This is a genomic window from Heyndrickxia coagulans 36D1, assembly GCF_000169195.2.
Taxonomy (GTDB): Bacteria; Bacillota; Bacilli; order Bacillales; family Bacillaceae_C; genus Weizmannia; species Weizmannia faecalis.
Map to the genome: position 1 here is coordinate 1416130 of NC_016023.1, position 19536 is coordinate 1435665.

Annotated in this window: 18 protein-coding genes, 2 tRNA genes and 1 pseudogene; 13 read left to right on the plus strand and 8 right to left on the minus strand. The window is 43.0% G+C overall.

From position 1 onward, the window contains the following. The first annotated feature begins 104 nt into the window (after window positions 1–104). The 10 genes from BCOA_RS23925 (at window position 105) to rlmH (ending at window position 10026) form a co-directional block, all read left to right on the plus strand. Window positions 105–1394, plus strand: a complete 1290-nt coding sequence (locus BCOA_RS23925; protein WP_014096627.1) for an adenylosuccinate synthase — start codon at window positions 105–107, stop codon at window positions 1392–1394. 349 nt (window positions 1395–1743) lie between these two features. Beyond that, window positions 1744–1819 (plus strand) — tRNA-Asp (locus BCOA_RS23930). Window positions 1820–1850: 31 nt separating this feature from the next. Continuing rightward, window positions 1851–1923 (plus strand) — tRNA-Phe (locus tag BCOA_RS23935). 449 nt (window positions 1924–2372) lie between these two features. Next, window positions 2373–3083, plus strand: a complete 711-nt coding sequence (gene yycF, locus BCOA_RS23940) for a response regulator YycF (protein WP_014096628.1) — start codon at window positions 2373–2375, stop codon at window positions 3081–3083. A gap of 4 nt (window positions 3084–3087) precedes the next feature. Then, window positions 3088–4908 (plus strand): cell wall metabolism sensor histidine kinase WalK, encoded by a 1821-nt coding sequence (gene walK, locus BCOA_RS23945; protein WP_014096629.1) that lies wholly within the window; start codon window positions 3088–3090, stop codon window positions 4906–4908. Beyond that, the gene (locus BCOA_RS23950) at window positions 4905–6188 is read left to right on the plus strand and encodes a YycH family regulatory protein (protein WP_014096630.1); all 1284 of its coding nucleotides are present in this window, start codon (window positions 4905–4907) and stop codon (window positions 6186–6188) included. Before walK ends, BCOA_RS23950 begins: the two co-directional genes overlap by 4 nt. Next, window positions 6175–6957, plus strand: a complete 783-nt coding sequence (locus BCOA_RS23955) for a two-component system regulatory protein YycI (protein WP_014096631.1) — start codon at window positions 6175–6177, stop codon at window positions 6955–6957. Before BCOA_RS23950 ends, BCOA_RS23955 begins: the two co-directional genes overlap by 14 nt. A 16-nt stretch (window positions 6958–6973) precedes the next feature. Continuing rightward, the gene (locus tag BCOA_RS23960; RefSeq protein ID WP_013860872.1) at window positions 6974–7768 is read left to right on the plus strand and encodes an MBL fold metallo-hydrolase; all 795 of its coding nucleotides are present in this window, start codon (window positions 6974–6976) and stop codon (window positions 7766–7768) included. Between the two features lie 217 nt (window positions 7769–7985). Beyond that, window positions 7986–9248 (plus strand): S1C family serine protease, encoded by a 1263-nt coding sequence (locus BCOA_RS23965; RefSeq protein ID WP_014096632.1) that lies wholly within the window; start codon window positions 7986–7988, stop codon window positions 9246–9248. Between the two features lie 298 nt (window positions 9249–9546). Further along, a complete protein-coding gene (gene rlmH, locus BCOA_RS23970; protein ID WP_014096633.1) occupies window positions 9547–10026 on the plus strand; it encodes a 23S rRNA (pseudouridine(1915)-N(3))-methyltransferase RlmH in 480 nt (159 codons plus the stop codon). 309 nt (window positions 10027–10335) lie between these two features. Here rlmH and BCOA_RS23975 read toward each other — a convergent pair whose 3' ends face one another. Beyond that, window positions 10336–11640 carry an IS1380-like element ISBco2 family transposase gene (locus BCOA_RS23975; RefSeq protein ID WP_014096634.1) on the minus strand — a complete coding sequence of 435 codons (1305 nt, stop codon included), beginning with the start codon at window positions 11638–11640 and terminating at the stop codon, window positions 10336–10338. 19 nt (window positions 11641–11659) lie between these two features. Here BCOA_RS23975 and BCOA_RS23980 point away from each other — a divergent pair, with 19 nt between their 5' ends. From BCOA_RS23980 to BCOA_RS23990, 3 genes are all read left to right on the plus strand, one after another. Then, window positions 11660–11875, plus strand: coding sequence for a hypothetical protein (locus BCOA_RS23980; protein WP_014096635.1), 216 nt, complete (start codon window positions 11660–11662; stop codon window positions 11873–11875). Window positions 11876–11977: 102 nt separating this feature from the next. Next, on the plus strand, window positions 11978–13462 hold the full coding sequence (locus tag BCOA_RS23985; RefSeq protein ID WP_014096636.1) for a DUF5677 domain-containing protein: 1485 nt from the start codon (window positions 11978–11980) through the stop codon (window positions 13460–13462). After that, window positions 13455–14540: a hypothetical protein gene (locus tag BCOA_RS23990; protein ID WP_014096637.1), complete on the plus strand. Its 1086-nt coding sequence runs from the start codon at window positions 13455–13457 to the stop codon at window positions 14538–14540. Before BCOA_RS23985 ends, BCOA_RS23990 begins: the two co-directional genes overlap by 8 nt. A gap of 285 nt (window positions 14541–14825) precedes the next feature. Here the strand turns inward: BCOA_RS23990 and BCOA_RS23995 are convergent. The 7 genes and pseudogenes from BCOA_RS23995 to BCOA_RS24025 form a co-directional block, all read right to left on the minus strand. Continuing rightward, window positions 14826–15044 (minus strand): annotated as a pseudogene (locus tag BCOA_RS23995) (DUF1048 domain-containing protein); the annotation flags it as partial. 29 nt (window positions 15045–15073) lie between these two features. Continuing rightward, window positions 15074–15406: a DUF1048 domain-containing protein gene (locus tag BCOA_RS24000; RefSeq protein ID WP_014096639.1), complete on the minus strand. Its 333-nt coding sequence runs from the start codon at window positions 15404–15406 to the stop codon at window positions 15074–15076. Further along, entirely contained in the window at window positions 15390–15746 is a 357-nt protein-coding gene (locus BCOA_RS24005) for a PadR family transcriptional regulator (protein WP_014096640.1), read from the minus strand. The genes BCOA_RS24000 and BCOA_RS24005 overlap by 17 nt, the downstream gene beginning before the upstream one ends. Window positions 15747–16143: 397 nt before the next feature. Next, window positions 16144–16746: a response regulator transcription factor gene (locus BCOA_RS24010; protein WP_014096641.1), complete on the minus strand. Its 603-nt coding sequence runs from the start codon at window positions 16744–16746 to the stop codon at window positions 16144–16146. Further along, entirely contained in the window at window positions 16743–17879 is a 1137-nt protein-coding gene (locus BCOA_RS24015; protein ID WP_041817988.1) for a sensor histidine kinase, read from the minus strand. Before BCOA_RS24015 ends, BCOA_RS24010 begins: the two co-directional genes overlap by 4 nt. Window positions 17880–17884: 5 nt before the next feature. Continuing rightward, window positions 17885–18622, minus strand: coding sequence for an ABC transporter permease (locus tag BCOA_RS24020; RefSeq protein WP_014096643.1), 738 nt, complete (start codon window positions 18620–18622; stop codon window positions 17885–17887). Between the two features lies 1 nt (window position 18623). Beyond that, window positions 18624–19526 carry an ABC transporter ATP-binding protein gene (locus tag BCOA_RS24025; RefSeq protein ID WP_014096644.1) on the minus strand — a complete coding sequence of 301 codons (903 nt, stop codon included), beginning with the start codon at window positions 19524–19526 and terminating at the stop codon, window positions 18624–18626. Between the last annotated feature and the right edge of the window lie 10 nt (window positions 19527–19536).

Consider the following 19536-nt stretch of genomic DNA (forward strand, 5'->3'; position numbering starts at 1 on the left):
GAAAAAATATATAAATGTTCGGATTTACATTGACTGTTGGCGGTTTAAGCTGGTAAAATGATGGATGGAAATCATGATTTGTAAAATATGCGGAGGTGCACTCAATGTCGTCAGTTGTCGTGGTAGGTACACAATGGGGGGACGAAGGAAAGGGAAAAATTACCGACTTCCTCTCTGAAAATGCGGAAGTGGTGTCCCGCTATCAGGGCGGGAATAACGCGGGCCATACCATCCGTTTTAATGGGGAAACGTATAAACTACATTTGATTCCGTCGGGGATTTTTTATAAAGACAAAATTTGTGTTATCGGAAACGGTGTCGTCGTCGATCCAAAGGCGCTCGTCGAGGAACTGGATTATCTGAACGGACGGGGTATTTCAACGGAAAACTTGCGCATCTCCAACCGTGCGCACGTCATTCTGCCTTACCATATTAAACTGGACGGTGCAGAAGAGGAACGGAAAGGCAGCAATAAAATCGGCACGACGAAAAAAGGGATCGGCCCGGCGTATATGGATAAAGCAGCAAGGACCGGTATCCGGATTGCTGATCTGCTTGATTACGAAGAATTCAAAGAAAAACTGACGCGCAATCTTGAGGAAAAAAACCGTCTGTTTGAAAAAATATACGAAACGGAAGGCTTTACGCTGGAAGAAATTTTGGAGCCTTATTACGAATACGGCCAGCGCTTTAAACAATATGTCTGCGATACGTCGGTTGTTTTAAACGACGCGCTTGATGCGGGCAAACGCGTCCTTTTTGAAGGGGCGCAAGGGGTCATGCTCGATATTGACCAGGGAACTTATCCGTTTGTCACATCATCCAACCCGATTGCCGGCGGCGTCACAATCGGTTCCGGTGTCGGCCCGTCGAAAATCAACCATGTTGTCGGCATTGCCAAGGCTTATACGACACGTGTTGGCGATGGCCCGTTCCCGACAGAGCTTTTGGATGAAACCGGCGACCGGATCCGCGAAACCGGACATGAATACGGCACAACGACAGGAAGAGCGCGCCGTGTCGGCTGGTTTGACAGTGTTGTCGTCCGCCATGCGCGCCGGGTGAGCGGCCTGACAGACTTGTCCGTAAACCTGCTCGATGTACTGACCGGCATTGAAACGTTGAAAATTTGTGTCGCCTACCGCTATAAAGGGAAAGTGCTTGAAGCGTTCCCGGCCAGCTTAAAAGTGCTGGCTGAATGCGAACCGGTTTACGAAGAACTGCCGGGCTGGACGGAAGATATTACCGGCTGCCGTTCCCTTGATGAGCTCCCGGACAATGCCCGCCATTACCTAGAGCGCATTTCCCAACTGACCGGGGTTCCCCTTTCCATGTTTTCCGTCGGTCCGGACCGCCTGCAGACGATTGTGGTGCAAAGTGTCTGGCGGGTGTGACGGAAAACCCGGACGAATCGGATTTGGGCTGCCGGAAAAACGGTAGTGGAACCACGTCGAAAAGAAAACCGATGAAAAAGCATCATCGGGTGAGGTTGCTAAAAGCGATTTTCATCCCAGAATGTCCACTAGAACGGAAAAAACGGCGAGATCCCATAAAAGGGGTTTCTCGCCGTTTTTATATTGTTTTAAAGTGGGTCATGATTTTCCATCTTTTACGGCGGCCATGCTTGAAAATGAACATTTGCTGAAATTTCAATTGCCATTCACTTAAAAAATTTGTAGAAATGTGTTGCAAAATGGATGATAGATATGATAACATTACTTCTGTTGTTACAAAATGCACAATGGTCCCGTGGTGTAGCGGTTATCACGCCTGCCTGTCACGCAGGAGATCGCGGGTTCGATTCCCGTCGGGACCGCCATTTTTAATTATACATATTTGTTTTCGGTTCGGGCCCGGTAGCTCAGTCGGTAGAGCAAAGGACTGAAAATCCTTGTGTCGGCGGTTCGATTCCGTCCCGGGCCATTTACTAAAAAGCACTGCGATGACTTAGACTCTCGTAGTGCTTTTTTATTATATGGTTCACCTAACCCCCGATTTCGTGCCTGTTCAAGCTATGTAGCCCATCGAGTGCTTTTTTATTATATGGCTCTTCTAACCCGCCAGAATGGAAAACAGGATGCAAGCCGTATCCCCCGGCACTCTTGATAGATATTACCAGGGGGCATGGTTTCAGTAGAATTGGACAATTTTTATGCAAGTAAGTTAAAATTGTAATAGTATGGCTGCTGGAAGCTGCCTGTGAATCCTTTGATACAGAGCAGCAATGCTTCTGGATTTCCAGGGGCATTGCTGTTCGCCATGATTCGGGGAAAATGAGATTTTTTAGGAACATAAAGACTAAAGATGATAGAAAATTGTAGATAGATGTCAATCAATGAAAATGGCGCATTTTAAATGAAGGAGTATGGACGATGGATAAAAAAATTTTGGTCGTGGATGATGAAAAACCGATTGCCGATATTTTGCAGTTTAATTTAACAAAAGAGGGCTATACGGTGTATTGCGCTTATGACGGTGAGGAAGCATTGGAAAAGGTGGAAGAGGTGCAGCCGGATTTAATTGTCCTTGATATTATGCTGCCGAAGCGGGATGGCATGGAAGTTTGCCGCGAAGTGCGGAAAAAATACAATATGCCGATCATTATGGTAACGGCAAAAGATTCGGAAATTGATAAAGTGCTCGGCCTTGAGCTCGGTGCCGATGATTATGTCACAAAACCTTTCAGCACCCGTGAACTGATTGCCCGTGTCAAAGCGAATTTGCGGCGGCACCAGCAGACGCCCGCGGCTCCGGGTGAGGAAGAGGAATCCAATGAAATTGCGATCGGTTCACTTGTCATTCATCCGGATGCTTATGTCGTCTCAAAACGCGGCGAGACAATTGAACTGACGCACCGCGAATTTGAGCTGCTCCACTATCTGGCGAAGCATATCGGGCAAGTGATGACGCGTGAGCACTTGCTTGAAACCGTGTGGGGTTATGACTATTACGGCGATGTCCGGACAGTGGACGTAACGGTCAGACGGCTCCGCGAAAAAGTGGAAGATAACCCGAGCCACCCCGAGTGGATTGTGACAAGGCGCGGTGTCGGTTATTATTTGCGCAACCCTGAACAGGAGTAGCCAAATGAATAAGGTGAAATTCTTCCAGTCTATTCACTTTAAGTTTGTCCTGATTTATATTCTGCTGATCGTCGTCGCGATGGAGATTATTGGGGTGTATTTTATCAATAAGCTGGAAAACCAGCTCGAGACGAATTTTAAAAAATCGATATACGACCAGGTCAATGTGCTTGAATACAGTATTGAAGACCTGTTGACGAAAAAGCAGAACCAGGCGGCGGATATTACGTTAAAAGTGAGGAAAGTACTGGGCGATTTTAAAAGCACGGATGTATCTGAAATCCGGCTGATCGACGCGCACAGCGGCGTTATTTTGGGTACTTCTTCCAATGACCAGAGCATTGTCGGCCAAAAAACAACCGAAGATATTGTCAAAAGCGTCCGTGTAACCGGCCAGCCGGAAGACCAGATTTATTTGGACAAGCAGACTGGCGACCGAATGTGGGTGCTGGCTTCCCCGATTAAAGCAAATGGTGAGCTGATCGGAATCATTTACCTTGTCTCCAAAATTGAAACGGTTTACCGCCAGGTGCAGGCGATTAACCAGATTTTTATGACGGGGACGGTTATTGCCGTACTGGTTACAGCCCTGCTTGGCATCATTACCGCACGCACGATTTCAAAGCCGCTCAGTGAGATCCGCAAGCAGGCGATGGCGATGGCACGCGGCAATTTTGCCCGGAAAGTCAAAGTGATCGGGAATGATGAGATCGGACAGCTCGCTTATTCGTTTAACCATATGACAAAAAAGCTGCAGGAGGCGCAGGCCAGCACGGAAGGCGAGAGAAGAAAACTCGACTCCATCCTGACCCATATGACAGACGGTGTAATTGCGACCGACCGGAGAGGAAGGATTATTTTAATTAACGAGCCGGCTGCCGAGATGCTGGATGTTTCACGTGAAACAGTGCTTTCCCAGCCGCTTATATCGGTTTTAAAAATTGAGAATGAACATAAGTTTGATGATTTATTGACAGAGCAGGATTCCGTTATCCTTGACTTCAGTACGGAGGAAGAACCGTATATTTTACGGGCGAATTTTTCGGTGATTCAAAATGAAGCCGGTTTTGTCAGCGGCCTGATTACGGTTTTGCATGATGTCACCGAGCAGGAGAAAATTGATATGGAACGCCGCGAATTTGTGGCCAATGTGTCCCATGAATTGAGAACGCCGCTGACCACGATGAGAAGCTATTTGGAAGCTTTAACAGACGGGGCATGGAAAGATGAGAAAATTGCACCGCAGTTTTTAGGCGTGACGCAAAATGAAACGGAACGAATGATCCGGCTGGTGAATGATTTGCTGAAGCTTTCAAAAATGGACAGCAAAGACGAACATTTAAATAAAGAGTGGGTCAATTTTGTGGAGTTTTTCCACCATGTCATTGACCGGTTTGAAATGGCAAAGCAGCAAAATGTCACGTTCAAACGTAAGCTGCCGAATACGGAAATTTTTGTGGAAATCGATGAAGATAAAATGACCCAGGTGTTGTACAACATTATATCCAATGCGTTGAAGTACTCCCCTGAAGGTGGCCAGATTACGTTTAAGCTGAGGGAACTGAACGAAAAAATTGAAGTCAGCATTTCTGACCAGGGTGTAGGCATCCCGAAAGAAAACGTAAAGAAAATTTTCGAGCGCTTTTACCGTGTTGATAAAGCGCGCAGCCGCAAACTCGGCGGAACAGGGCTCGGCCTTGCAATTGCAAAAGAAATGGTGGAAATGCACGGCGGAAGCATTTGGGCAAGCAGTAAAGAAGGAAAAGGAACGACCATTTACTTTACCCTTCCCTACGAACCGGCACAAGAGGATGAGTGGCTATGAGTCTTGAAAAAGCAAAAACCATCATATTGACGTTGCTCGTGCTTCTGAGCTTGTTGTTAACGTGGCTGATTTGGAACAACCAGCCGAATTATGACTTGCTCAACTTAAAAGATCTGGACAATATCGCGATTGCGAAGGAAAAAAAGGTGCCCGGCATCATCCTCCCTGACAAAATACTTTACCATGAGAATGACGGGACAACCGGCACGGTTCATGACGGGGAAATTTCACGGGTGATGAATCTGCTTCGAACATGGACATTTGATATGAGCAGCTCCCGCCTGTTGCAAAAAAAAGACCTGTATAATTTAATGTACGGAAAAAACAGAATTGAATTGGACTTTCCGGCCCCTGTCCCGTTCAGTGTCTATCAATCGGTCCTGAACTTTGCCAATAAAAAAGTGCCGGATGCCGATTTTGACCATATTGTTATCGAATTAAACAAGGGAACCAAAAACTTAAACCATGTTTACTTTATTTCAACGGCGTCCAATAAAGTATATGAGGCAAGCACAGATCAAAAATCCATTCAGGTGTTCATCTCAAAACTGAACGACAACAAATCTTTGTACAAGCCGTATACTGCCTTTGCCCTTTCCGGCCCGAGAAGAATCTACCTGCCTGCCGGAAATCCGGTGGTGAACCAGTACAAATATGCGACAACCGATATTGAAATTGATAAATTTAAAAAAGCGCTGTTTGCCGATCCAAACTTTGTAAAGAAAGTGGCGGGGGAATATACAAATGGTATCAGCCTGTTGCGGACAGATGAATCCAATAAAGTCTTAACCTTCGTGAATCCAGGGGAAGACATCGGGTACAGCTCCGATCCGAACCATCTGCTGACGCGGGCCATTGATTTTATTAACCAGCACAGCGGCTGGACGGACCAGTACCAGTATTTCGAAATCAATGAGCGGGAAAATGAAGTCACGTTCCGGCTTTTTAAAGACGGCTATCCTGTTTTTAACGATGACGGCATGGCGGAGATCCGGGAATACTTAGGCAAATCGGAAATTTACAAGTATGTCCGCCCGTATTTCAACCTGTCGCTCAACCTGCCGTTAAAACCGGCTGCTGTTAAACTCCCGCCGGCTCAGGATGTAATCGCCGGCTTGCAGACAAACTCTTCCGTTCAAATGAACAAGGTGAGAGATATTGCAGTCGGGTACCGTTTACAAAAAGACAGTGACGATATCCTTTCGCTGCAGCCGGCCTGGTATTATTGCGAAGACGGAATTTGGAAAATGGCAGGGGGGGATGAAGATGGACTGGAGTAAAACAAAAACAATCTTTATTCTTGTTTTCTTGGTGCTTGATATTTACCTTTCCTGCCAGTTGTATTTCAAACATGTCAAAAATCAGTATGAAGTCATTGGCAGCCCGACAGCGGAACAAAGTTTAAAGGCTGCAAACATTACGTTCGTGAACCTGCCGAAAGGAAAGGCAAAACGGCCGTATATCAGCGCGGAAGAAAAAGTATTTACCGCAAAAGACTTGAAAAAATTGAAAAACCAGCAGGCGGAAATCGTGAACGGGTATCAACTCAGTTCCGCTTTTGATAAGCCGGTGAAATTGGGAACAAAAATCAAAACGGACCAGCTGGAGGCGGTTATTCAGGAAAATATGCTCTACGGCAGCCGCTATAAACTGTGGAACTATGATAAAGACTTGAATCAGGCCGTCTTTTATGAGACATATAACGGAAAAATGATTTTTAATAATAAGAACGCGAAACTGACCGTGTATTTAAATGACCGGAATGAAATCATTTCCTATGACCAGACGTATTTGACCAATATTAAAATCTACCGGGAAGAAGAAGAGACGCTGTCGGCGGTAAAGGCGGTGGAGGCCTTATATAAGAAAGGAACGCTGAAACCGAACAGCAAAGTGACGAAGGCGGAACTCGGTTACTATACGAGGGTGCCCGAACTCCAGGTGCTTGTGCCGACATGGCATTTTACGGTAAAACACGGGAATGAAACAGAGCAATTATTTATCAATGCATTTGAAGGCCAGGTCAACGAAATGGAAAATGCACAATAATTTTGGAGAGGATACGATGGGGATGCAATTTAGTGTACTTGCGAGCGGAAGCACGGGAAATGCGATCTATGTGGAGACGGAGCAGCATGCTTTTTTAGTGGATGCAGGTTTAAGCGGCAGGCAAATGGAACAACTTTTTGGGCAGATCGGCCGCAATATTGCCGATTTAAGCGGAATCCTTGTTACGCATGAACACAGTGACCATATTAAAGGAATCGGAGTGCTGGCGCGGAAATACCAGCTCCCGGTTTATGCAAATGACAAAACATGGTCGGCGATGGAAGGCATGATTGGAGAGATTCCAACAGATTTGAAGTTTTCATTCGGGATGGAATCTGTCCAATCGTTCGGAAGCCTTGAGATTGAGTCGTTCGGCGTTTCCCACGATGCCGCCCAGCCGATGTTTTATATTTTTCATGAAGGCGGCAAAAAATTGGTCATCATTACGGATACGGGTTATGTCAGCGACCGGATGAAAGGAACGATTTCCAACGCGGATATTTTTGTTTTTGAAAGCAACCACGATGTGGAAATGCTCCGGATGGGAAGGTATCCATGGAGTGTCAAACAGCGCATTTTGAGCGATGTCGGGCATGTGTCGAATGAAGATGCTGCACTTGCGATGGGCGAAGTGATCGGGGACCGGACAAAACGAATATACCTTGCCCATTTAAGCAAAGATAACAATATGAAAGACCTCGCACGGCTGGCGGTTTCCCAAACGCTCCAGGAACAGGGCCTGGCTGTCGGTGAAACTTTTTCATTATATGATACGGACCCGAAAATTCCAACGGCCTTAACAGCTGTTTAACCAGAGCAATCCGGTGGCAGAATCTGTCGCTGTGGGGCCCGCCGCCAACAACCGGCGCAGCGTTTAATCGGCAGGCGGGCCATATTTCTTTTTATTTTGGCGCTTGATTTTTAGTAATTTTTAATTATCAGCCATTATAATGGAATCAGAACGGGCAAAAAAGAGCTCCTTCACCAAACTTCAATTTTCCTCATCAGTACAGAAAGGGTGGTGCGCAATGGGATATTATGATGATCAGGACGGCCAACGGCGTGGAAAAGAAAACAGGCGGAGCGGCGGAAAATTTGGTTATTTTCTTTCCGGGCTGATTGGCGTGATTGTGGGGGCGCTTGTGGTAGCCCTTCTTTTTCCAAATATTTTTGGAAAAACGAACTCAGACTCTTCTGCGGTAGATTCAAATTCTGTGGCAAATACCAGCACGTCAACGGCAAAAACAACGAAAACCGTCTCGTTAAAGGTGACAACCGATATTACAAAAGCAGTGGAAAAGACGGAGAAAGCGGTTGTCGGCGTCTCAAACATTCAAAAACAAAGTATTTGGTCTGATGATATGTTTGGGCAGGACTCAAAATCTTCTTCCTCTTCTTCTCAGGAAGCCGGATCCGGTTCCGGGATTATTTACAAAAAAGCCGGTGATAAAGCTTATGTCGTCACCAATTACCATGTGATTGAAGGGGCAAATGCGCTGGAAGTGACCTTATCGAACGGGAAAAAGCTTTCTGCCAAACTTGTCGGCGGCGATAAATATACGGATCTGGCCGTTCTTCAAATAGACGGCAGCAATGTGACAACCGTTGCCCAATTCGGTGATTCGGATGCATTAAAACTTGGAGAAACTGTCATTGCGATTGGCAACCCGCTTGGTGAAGAATTTGCCGGATCTGTCACAGAAGGGATTGTTTCCGGGTTGAACCGGACTGTTCCGGTGGATATCGATGAAGATGGAACGGAAGACTGGCAGGAAGAAGTCATTCAAACCGATGCTGCGATCAACCCCGGCAACAGCGGTGGTGCTTTAGTCAATATTTCCGGCCAGGTTGTCGGGATTAACTCCATGAAGATTTCAAATGAGTCGGTTGAAGGCATTGGATTTTCGATTCCAATTAATTCTGCAAAACCGGTCATCCATCAGTTGGAGACAAAAGGGAAAATTACCCGGCCGGCATTGGGTGTCGGGATTGTAAACGTCTCGGATATCTCGGCTTACCAACAGAAGGAAACGTTAAAATTGCCCGCCAATGTGACGACCGGCGTTGTGATCGGCTCTGTTGAAAACGGGTCCCCTGCAAGTAAAGCCGGTTTGAAAGAATTTGACGTCATTTACAAACTGGACGATCAAAAGATAGACAACACCGTGGAATTAAGGAAATTCCTGTATGAGCATAAACAGCCCGGTGATAAGGTGAAAGTGTCGGTATACCGGAACGGCCAGCCGAAAACATTCACATTAACGCTCGGGACCGCTTCGGGAAGCAATTAACAAACTGCGGAGGAAAGGCGGAAAGCTTTTCCTTCCTTTTTTTGCGGCATTCAGTTATCAACAGGGCAAAGCGTGCTGCGGACCGCAGCGGAAATGAACATTTTGTTGAAAAAAATTTTTGTACGGGCGGATATTTGTGGAAATTGCTCGAAAAGAAGGTTATAAACAGGCTGTGAATAGCGAAAAATGGTGAAATATATCTTGTATGGAACGGTTATTCCTACACAAAATGTGGATAGTTTCTGTGGATATGTGGATAACTCTTGTCAATAGCTTGTGGGTAAGGTGGGTGTAAGTTGTGAATATCTCTATCGTTACAGTGGGAAAATTGAAAGAAAAGTATTTGAAGCAGGGCATTCAGGAATATTTAAAACGGCTTTCCGCTTACGCAAAAGTTGAAATCATCGAAGTAGCGGATGAAAAAGCGCCCGAAATGCTGAGTCCAGCGGAAATGGAGTTGGTAAAGCAGAAGGAAGGCGGGCGGATCCTTGCAAAAATCAGCCCGGACACCTATGTGATCAACCTGGCGATAGACGGGAAAATGAAATCGTCAGAAGAACTGGCCGGTTCCCTCGACCGTCTGGCGACATACGGCAAAAGCAAAATTGCCTTTGTAATCGGCGGCAGCCTCGGCTTAAGCCAAGCCGTTCTCAAGCGCGGCAATGAAAGCCTCTCTTTTTCGAAAATGACCTTCCCCCACCAGCTCATGCGGCTCATTTTAGTCGAACAAATTTACCGCGCCTTCCGGATTATCCGGGGGGAACCGTATCATAAGTAGATGAGGTTTTCTCAAATTTATAACAAAATAACAGTCCTCTCTTTTTTAGGAGGGGCTATTTTATTGCGCATTATAAAATTAATAATTTTAAATCATTGCGCAATAAAATTGTTGACTCTTTATTTTTGTGCGCATATAATAAATGAACCCAAATTACGAAAGTGCAGCGATTTGATAGCTAAAATCCACACACGTGGAAGTAAATGTAAAATATGGAATCCAAATCTATAATTTCAGGTGGTTGAAGGTATACTTTCCCCCTCCCCACCTTTGCGGGCTTTTTAATTTCCAGTATTCAGTTCCTGTCTCTCAATCAATCATGCGCACACTTTGAATCATTTTCCGGAATGCCCATTTGTGGGCATATGTCTCACAAATGTTCAATGAGACCCTCCGGCTGTGAGACGTCAGCACGCCGGCCGAATAAATAAACTCTCTTCGAAACCGCCTGATGGTATAGGACTTGAACGCAGCCGGGCAATGGTCCTTTTTAAAGATCTCGAATAAATTGTACGCCAGTAATTTAATCAGAAGATCCATATGATTTGCCCCGAAAGAATCTGTTGGAATCTTGTCCATCGAAAAACCATATTTAGACTCTTTGATATAGTTTTCCAGACAGGCTCTCTGATTGTAAAATCTCCAAATATCCATAGGTTCCCAGTCCATCGTTGTCACAATGGCTTCATAATCCCAGAGAAAATCAAACAATTGAAGCTGGTCTTCCTCATACTTGTCAGCTTTTCGGATGACCGCAACTCTTCTTGGCTTTTCCCAGGAAGTTGCTTGGTAGTAGACTGTTTTTCCCTCTATAACAATCAGCTCATCATCAACATACCGGATCCACGGAGAATTGTCGTTTTCAACATACTTTTTCAATCTTGATGTCCATTTCAGTTTGCCGGCGTAGTTAATCTTCTGCTGCTCCCAATAACTGTAAAAATTTTCTCCGCCAAATCCCTTGTCAAAACGGGCGTACCGGATAAGGTACTGAGCGGAAAGCAATCGATAGGTTTCCTCGGCAAATTCAATTCCGTTGTCAGCTGAATGGACGTTTCCCGGTCTTAGCACACCGTTTAAGCAAAGATGGGATTTTCCTTCAAAAACGAGAAGGGGGTGGTAGCTTTTTCTGCCCGGCTTATGGGGGTTCACCCCGATTTTCGCTCCCTCCTGGTTTCCATAAACCGTTTCGACACTTGAATCAAAGTCAAGAATGAGATCGGAATCCAGCCATGGTTCGATGATGTCCATCACCCGTTCTTTGAATTCTATGGCAGCATCCTCGATTTTCTCCAACCTTAATAGATCCTTGCTTAAAAGCGTATAATGCGGGCATTTTCCTCCTAAGAAAGCACGAATCAAAGGGTCATTCTGGAGTGATTGAAAATGAAACATACGGGAGCAATCTGCCATCCAGCCCGCAATCAGATATACAAATATTTTACTTAGAGGAAATTTGGCATTGTCTTTCTTTAAGCAATCAAACCCCCGGAAAGTCTGCTGGGTTTTCATCCGTTCCAGAAATTGCAGAAATGGGAGGATGCCACTAAATTTTGTACTATTCTTTAAATTAAATTCATATTTAATTCTTGAGACAGGAATGATATAATTCACCTTAAAGGTGCCCCCTTTCTTGGTTATTGTTTTTTTTCAAAATCAATTATACCAAAGGATGGGGCACTTTTTTATTTTAAATTACTATTTTACTTTCGTAATCTGGGATGATGTAATAAAAGTTGAGGCAGTTTTGCGAGAGTTTACGGAAGGCAAGGAGTCTCTGTTTACTAAGAAAGAGCAAGAAGAGCTTGGTTTGACAGACGAAAATTTAGAGATAGAACAGATTTACTAAAAATTGAGTAGTGATAAATAATGAGCGTCTTTCCACGAACTAAACGATGGAATAGTAATTGTGAGCTATTTTAAGAAGTAATAGAAACGGAGGAAGGTACCCTTGCTAGAACGAAGTAAATTATCCCAACATAAATTTGAAAAAGGGAAGTTAATTGCCCCATTTAATCAGCATTTTCAAGACTTACTTAAAGAGGAATCCTGGTACTATGGAAGAATGCCAGAGTATGTATGGTTAGGTTTAATAGTAAATGATGGAGATAGGAATAAACAGTTAGATAAATGCATTAGAATATTAAATTATATTCATGAATTAGCTGAAAGTGAAAAAGTTGATTTTCCAAAATTATCACTAATATTTAAACTTCCTGATGAGAAACAAAAGGCTATTTATGAGTTCATGAATAAGCTACAAGTCTTAGAACCACTCAGACCCCTATCCTTAATTTTCCCTGATCAGTCTGCTGAATTTTCAAAGGCAGTAAAGGGATATAATATTCCTATTAAAAACCGTATTGGAATACTGAATGAGATTCTTGAAGATCTCTCCGACCAACATAGTAATTTAACTACTGATGTACGGTTTTTAATTCTCTATAAATTTATGTTATCGGGTAAATTCCATGTTTCAACTGATAGTATTTTTCCTGAGATGATTTCTCGTTATGCCTATATTTCACATGATGATCCTGAAATGGCAATATACAGACCGAACATTCGTGCAACTGAAATGATGGTAAGTACAGGGGTAGGCGAAGAAGAGTCCGTGAATATTGAATTTGTTAGAGATTTTTGGAAGAGGTTAAGTTTATTAACTGATTGTGAGGCATTTTACGTGGATACTGAAAGTAAAGAAAATAAACCGATTAATCTTAAAAAGTATAAACAGCATGTATACGAAGTTTTGAATTATTATACTAAATTATTTACAGAAACTAGACCACTAGATAATAGAATGCTAGTTCTCTTAGGAATTGCCACATATTCTTATAAAAGACTAATTGAGCTAGTTGATCATGATTTAGAAAATACTATATCTGGTCGTACAATAATGAGATCCATCATTGAAAACTATATGATGACAAAATATTTGTTATTAGAGGAACCAAATCATGATGATATATGGGGTGAGTATCAGGATTACGGTATTGGTCAATATAAAATGATATATGGACGCTATGCTGATGAAGGACCAAAAGTTGAAGGAAGCCATGTCCCTTTTGAATATATAAAATTATTAGTTTCAGAGTTTAAAAATGAAGAATTTATTGATATTGATACTAGCTATTTTGGCAAAGGGAATATTAGAAAAAAGTTTAAGGATGTTAATGAGGAAGACCTATGGAAATTTTACTATGATTATGATTCTATATATGAACATGGACTATGGGGGGCGATAAGAGAAAGTTCTATTCTTAAATGTAATGCCCCTGGCCATCAATATCATGGTATACCTGACATAGATAATCTCCAAAAGCTCCCTAGCGTTGCCCACGATTGTATAATGATAATGAATAGACATTTAAAGTTGTTGGAGGAACAATTTGGTCTTCCGGAGATACTCCAGGAGGGAGATCAAAATGAGTAACACATTATTTGAAGAGCTAAATATTGTTCAAAATAAATACCTTTCTTTACTAAAGGAAATAGGAAAGGTTCCAACGGAAGATATTTCTCTGTCTATGATAGATTCAGTTAATGTATTTTGGTATGAAAATAGGAATATCGTGAGATTAGTATTTGATTATCTTTTTAAAGCAAGGGATACGTATTGTTTTAGTGCTGCAACTATATTTGATGTTGATGATAGGGGTCAGGACAGCTTCTTCCTTCTTGGAGAATATCATGTTTTTGATGATCCCATCCCAAGCTATCTAAATACTGTAAATGGTATTTCGGACAAAATATATTTGAAAAAAATGAAATCAATAATTTCTGACACAATTAAGGATAACATTCGAATATTAGAAGAAATGGGAAATCATTTATTTATTTTACCATTGAGATACTCATCAGTAATAGTAAATCGACATGCTAAAGAACTCAATGAAATAGCAGAATATTTATTTTGTAATTTGTTTACTAATATCTCAAATATTGAAGAATACAGAAGTAAAGTAGTAACGACCGACGATTTAGTGCAGCATTTTGATAAACATAATTCTGCATTCATTCTCCTATTTGAAGGCGACAATCCATCGGAGTCCTGGGAAAATCGAATAGAAAAGTTTAAAGAAGAAAATGATTATCTTGATAAAAAGATGCTTTCTAATGGAGACCTTTTCTTTATGGCGGTATATGGAAATCTCAGGCAAGCGTTAGCACTATTTGACATGGCAGACACTTTCGGAGTAATACCTTTTATTCGTTCTTTTATTCCACTTCACTATTATATATTATTGGTATCTACACTCGAATCCAATCTAAAATCGAAGTCAGATATTACCGAAGTGAAGAATAGTTTATGGAAAACTAAAGTTTCTTACTTTTTATATCGTGAATTTAGGAAACGAGAATTTAATTATTCATTAGATGAATTAATACAAAAGGCTAGAGATATAGATTTTGAAAATGAGATCTTCAATGATTTAGATTATCCAAACGACAATCAAGAAATTTCTGAGACTATTGACATTGTGAATAAATTCTTAGATAAATTTGTGTAACTTAATTCTTTTTACAAGAGAATTATCAGTCTGAATATAAAATAAAACAGCATACATTCATTTAGAAAAGATTGACTGCATGCTGTTTTATTATAAATCATTGCCTTTAAATCGTTACGGTGAACCGTATCATAAGTAGATGAGGTTTTCTCCGGAAAAGAAAAAGCCAAAAAGGTGCAAATATCAAATAGGAACTTGCACCTTTTTGGCTTTGTTCATCTTACCTTTGGAAGAAAAGCATCTGCTCCTTTTGATTTATGTGTGGAAAACCCCAGCCTGGAAAGTGATGCTTTGGCCGTCTGCTGATGCAACTTCAAGCAGTTCAAGCGCGCTTTCCAGAATCGGCATGAGATTACGGCCGGTGAAATCTCCGTAAACCCAGAGATTGTTTTTTATTTCGTTCCACGCTGTTTGATATTCTGCTGGCAAGACTTTTGCCCTTGCTTCAAAACTTTTTATTGCTTTTGTCATATCGCTCCCGGTGATTTTTTCGAAAAAGTTCATTGAAGTCTCCCTCCTTCAGCAAAGTGCTATTATTTAATCGCATCGTTGAGTTTTTGGCGCTGCTTATCAACCCATGATTTTGCATCAATGGCGAGCTCGTCACAGAAAGCTGCTACGTTGCTGCCAGTCACTTCTTTAACGCGCTTGCCATTTGCTGCGGCTTCTTCAAGCAGTTCAATGATGTGGGTAAAGACAAATTTGGTTTCTTGCCAATCCATCACGCTGCCTGTATTCCAAAGATACTTTTGCATTGCTTTATAGGCGTTGTAGTAGTCTTCAGGCAAGGCTTTTGCGCGTTTTTCCATTTCACGCCATGCTTTCTTTTCGTTAAAATCGCCAAAAGTTTTATCCAAAATACTCATTAGATGGCTTCTCCTTTTGATTAAATTTTTTTAGTTCATTCATTTTACCTGAGATGAATTCCCATTTTCTCCAAAAAATTTCAAGCTGCTCTTGGCCTGTTTCGTTGAGTGTGTAAAATTTTCGCGGCGGACCCATTGTGGAGGGCTTTTTCTCGACGTTCACCAGACTTTTTTTCTCAAGCCGCATGGTAATCGTATAAACTGTGCCTTCAACCACATCGGTAAAGCCCAGTTTTCGCAGCCGTTGCGTAATTTCGTAGCCGTAGGTTTCACCACGGCTGATGATTTCAAGAACACAACCCTCAAGCACGCCTTTCAGCATTTCTGTGATATTTTCCAATATTGCACCTCCCTTTCTATTTTCCGTTTATTTGTTTAAAGTACGTTGTAGTGCATGTTTTTCGGATGTCTGGTATTCAGTATTACTAACTACAACTATATAGTAATACTGAATACCATCCTTTGTCAATAAATTTTCGATAAAGAGCTTTTTTTAAAACTTTAAGGGTGTGTTGATCCCATTTGGCAGACTGAATGGAAGTCCTGTGCAAAAAATAAAAAACCTCATTTAGATACCTCACGGAAAACCGTGTCATCAGTAAACAAGGTTTTTGAAATGAAAGGGCGGGACATGAGGGCCACTTGGCACTTCATCCCACAGCCGGTCTATTTAAAGGATGGACAACGGGTTGAATGGCTGAATGAAAGCAACGCGGCCTTTTTTGTCTCATGAAAGGCTAGATCCATCCTTTTTCTTCGGCGATGCTTGCTGCTTCCGTCCGGTTGTTTGCCCCCAGTTTGTGGATGATGTCAGAGATGTAGTTGCGGACCGTGCCGGAGGATAAATAAAGTTCTTCGGTAATCGCTTTTGTCGTTTTTCCTAAAGCTGCCAGGCGCAAAATTTGCTGTTCTCTTTCGGTGAGCGGATTTTCTTCCCGGATGGCATCAAACATAAGTTCCGGGCTGAATACCCGCTTGCCGGCCACACATTTGCGAATGGCATCTGCCAGTTCACGAATCTCGCCATCTTTCAGCAGGTAGCCATGTACCCCGCTTTTTACCGCCCTTTCAAAATAACCGGGGCGGGCAAAGGTTGTCAAAATGATGACTTTCGTTAAGGCATTTTTCTTTGCCAGCTCTCCTGCAACATCTAATCCACTTAATACCGGCATTTCAATGTCCATTAAGCAAACATCAGGCTTCAGCTTGAGAATGGCCTCGAGCGCCTCCCTGCCATTCACTGCCTGGCCGATCACCTCCATATCTTCTTCCATGCCGAGCAAGGAGCCTAATGCACTTAAAAGCATTCTCTGATCTTCGGCAATAAAGATGCGAATCATAAAACAGCCTCCTTCTGTTCTTCTTTCTTAATAATCGGAATGGACAATTCCAAAATCATGCCGTTTTGGTTGTAAAAGTTGAGCTCTCCGTTGATTAACTGCAATCTTTCTTCCATCCCCCGCAAACCATTCCCCATTGGTTTATTTTCATCTATTCCCTTCCCGTTATCTTGAATGACGATTTTGACATGTTCAGCAGACTGTGAAATGGAAATGATACAATGCGTTGCCCTGCTGTGTTTCACGACATTCGTCACAGCTTCACGAATACACAAACTTACAATATTTTGCGTTAACGGGGGAATTTTTGAAAATTCAACGCCGGTATGGTATTGGTAAGTAATGTTTGCCGCTCTTAAAATCTGTTGAACTTGAATGAGTTCCTCTGCAATGGTAATCGTCCGCAGATCGGAAACAAGTTCCCTGACCTGCTTGAGGACTGCTCTTGAAGTTAATTCTATTTCTTTTGCCTCCTGCTGCGCACGGTCAGCGTCAATGGAAATGAGACGTTGCACCAACTGGCTTTTTAAAGTGAGCAGAGAGAGGGTATGGCCCAGTTTGTCATGGAGATCGCGGGAAATCCGCACGCGTTCCTCGCGCTTGATAAGCTCAGCGATACGCTGATTTGCCTGGTCAAGCTTCCGTTCAAGCTCTCTCCTCTGTTCAATGGAGCGTAACCCGAAAGGCGAGATAAGCATGACGATAAGAAAGGGGATGAAAAATAACAATTCTCCTGCCCGGGGCAAGGATGGCGCATTCCATATATGATAGAGGAACGGCACCAAAAGCACCAAAGCAAGACCTGTCAGTCCCCGGTAAAATTTTGTTGTTTCACGATAATAACCGGTAAAGTTCGCTGGGAAAAAGCCTAAGAAAATGTAACTTAAACCGTAAAACATACAATAAATGAAAATGATGGACAGCTGCAAAGCCAGCCAACAGGTGAAAGCTTTTTTCCCGATTGTAAAATAAAGCTGGCGATACGTCATAAAGAATAGCATAAGCATTCCATAGCCCACAAGCTGCTTCATTCCGGTTTCTTTTAATAACGAAAAAGCAGGGAACAGCATATAAATCAAAAAGACATAGGGAAAGAAGCCCAAACGGCTTGGAAACAGGCGGGGCATTTTCATTTTGGTCACACCGTTTCTTGTTTTCTTTGAATATATTTTGATAGTAGCATGAACACAACAAAATAAGTGAGCAAAACCAAAATATTTTTCCAGCCCGGCATCCCGCCTTGAACAATTTCCCATGCGCCGCTTCCAAAATGATAGGATGGCAGCCAATGGGCGATATTTTGCATCGTTTTTGGCATCACTTCAATCGGCATCCACATCCCGCCGCAAACGGCTAGCAACATATAGAGGACATTGCTGATTGCGGCTGCTGTTTCAACTTTTTTCATACAGCCGATTAAGGTTCCAATCGAGAGAAATGGAAGCGATCCAAGCAATATCCATCCACCGCTCATAGCCCATTCTGCCGGAGCCAATGAGACCCTGTTCAGAATGGCCCCTGCAAAGAAAATCATACATATGGAAAAAACATGAATTACGCTCTGTCCGGCCATCCGGGCTGATAAATAAATAGAATCAGGAAGGGGTGTGAGGCGCATAAATGCCGCCCATCCTTGTGCACGCTCCTGGACGATGCGGATTCCAAGGGTCATGATAGAGGAGCCCATCACACTAAAGGCGGTCATGGACATTAAGTAATGGGCTTTCCATGCGGCGGGATCCGGAGCATGGGTGTCCACCACTTTGGTAAAAATGTAATAAAAGACAATGGGCATGGCCAGCGACCAAAAAACAAAATAACGGTTCCGCAGCACGCGTTTTATCTCCATTTTGCATTGCAGTTGAAAAGCTTTCATTTTAATCGGCCTCCTGATTTTCTTTTGTTATCCGGCTGAATGCATCTTCCAGATTTCCATTGTCAATTTGAATATTGTACGCTCCGATTTTTTCCCGAAAAAGCAGTTCCAGTACGCTGTCTGTATTATCCGAGCAGATGTACACCCGGTTATTTTTCCGAAAGATTTGCCCGACTTCAGGATGATGATCAAGCAATTTCAGTGATTGTTCAGAATTCGTGCAAAAAGAAACGGTTTTCTTTGAAATGTTTGTTTTGATTTGTTCGGGCGTCCCGCCGGCAATGATTCCGCCGTCCTTAAAGAGCAGGATCCGGCGGGCATTGTCATCTGCTTCCTGTAAATAATGGGTGGAGAACACGATCGTCTTTCCCTGGTTTGCCATGAGGTTAATCGTTTCCCAAAAATGTTGTCTCGCGGTGATATCCATTCCAACGGTTGGTTCGTCAAAGATCATGAACTCGGGGTTTCCGGCAAGTGCCAGTGCAAAGTTCAAGCGTCTTTTCTGGCCGCCGGATAATTTTTCCGTCCGTGTTTTTAAATCTTTTTCCGTCAGCCCCGTTAAACGGACCAGGTCCTTTAGCGGCAATGGACTAGGATAGTAACTTCTGACCAGCATAAGAAGTTCATTTATGGTCAGCCCCGGCATTATGCTCACTTCCTGCAGCATGACGCCGGTTCTTTGGCGGGCCTGCAATGTGCCCGGCTCATTGTTGAAAAGTTTAATCTTGCCGGCTGTCGGTTTTAGTAACCCTAAAATCATGGAAAGGGTGGTCGTCTTTCCCGCGCCATTCGGGCCAAGAATGGCTGTTACTTCCCCCTTGTGAATTGAAAAACTGACATCTTTGACCGCTGGTTTCTGTTTAAACATTTTTGTGACATTTTCCAGACATAAAACCTCATTCATTACCCGCGCC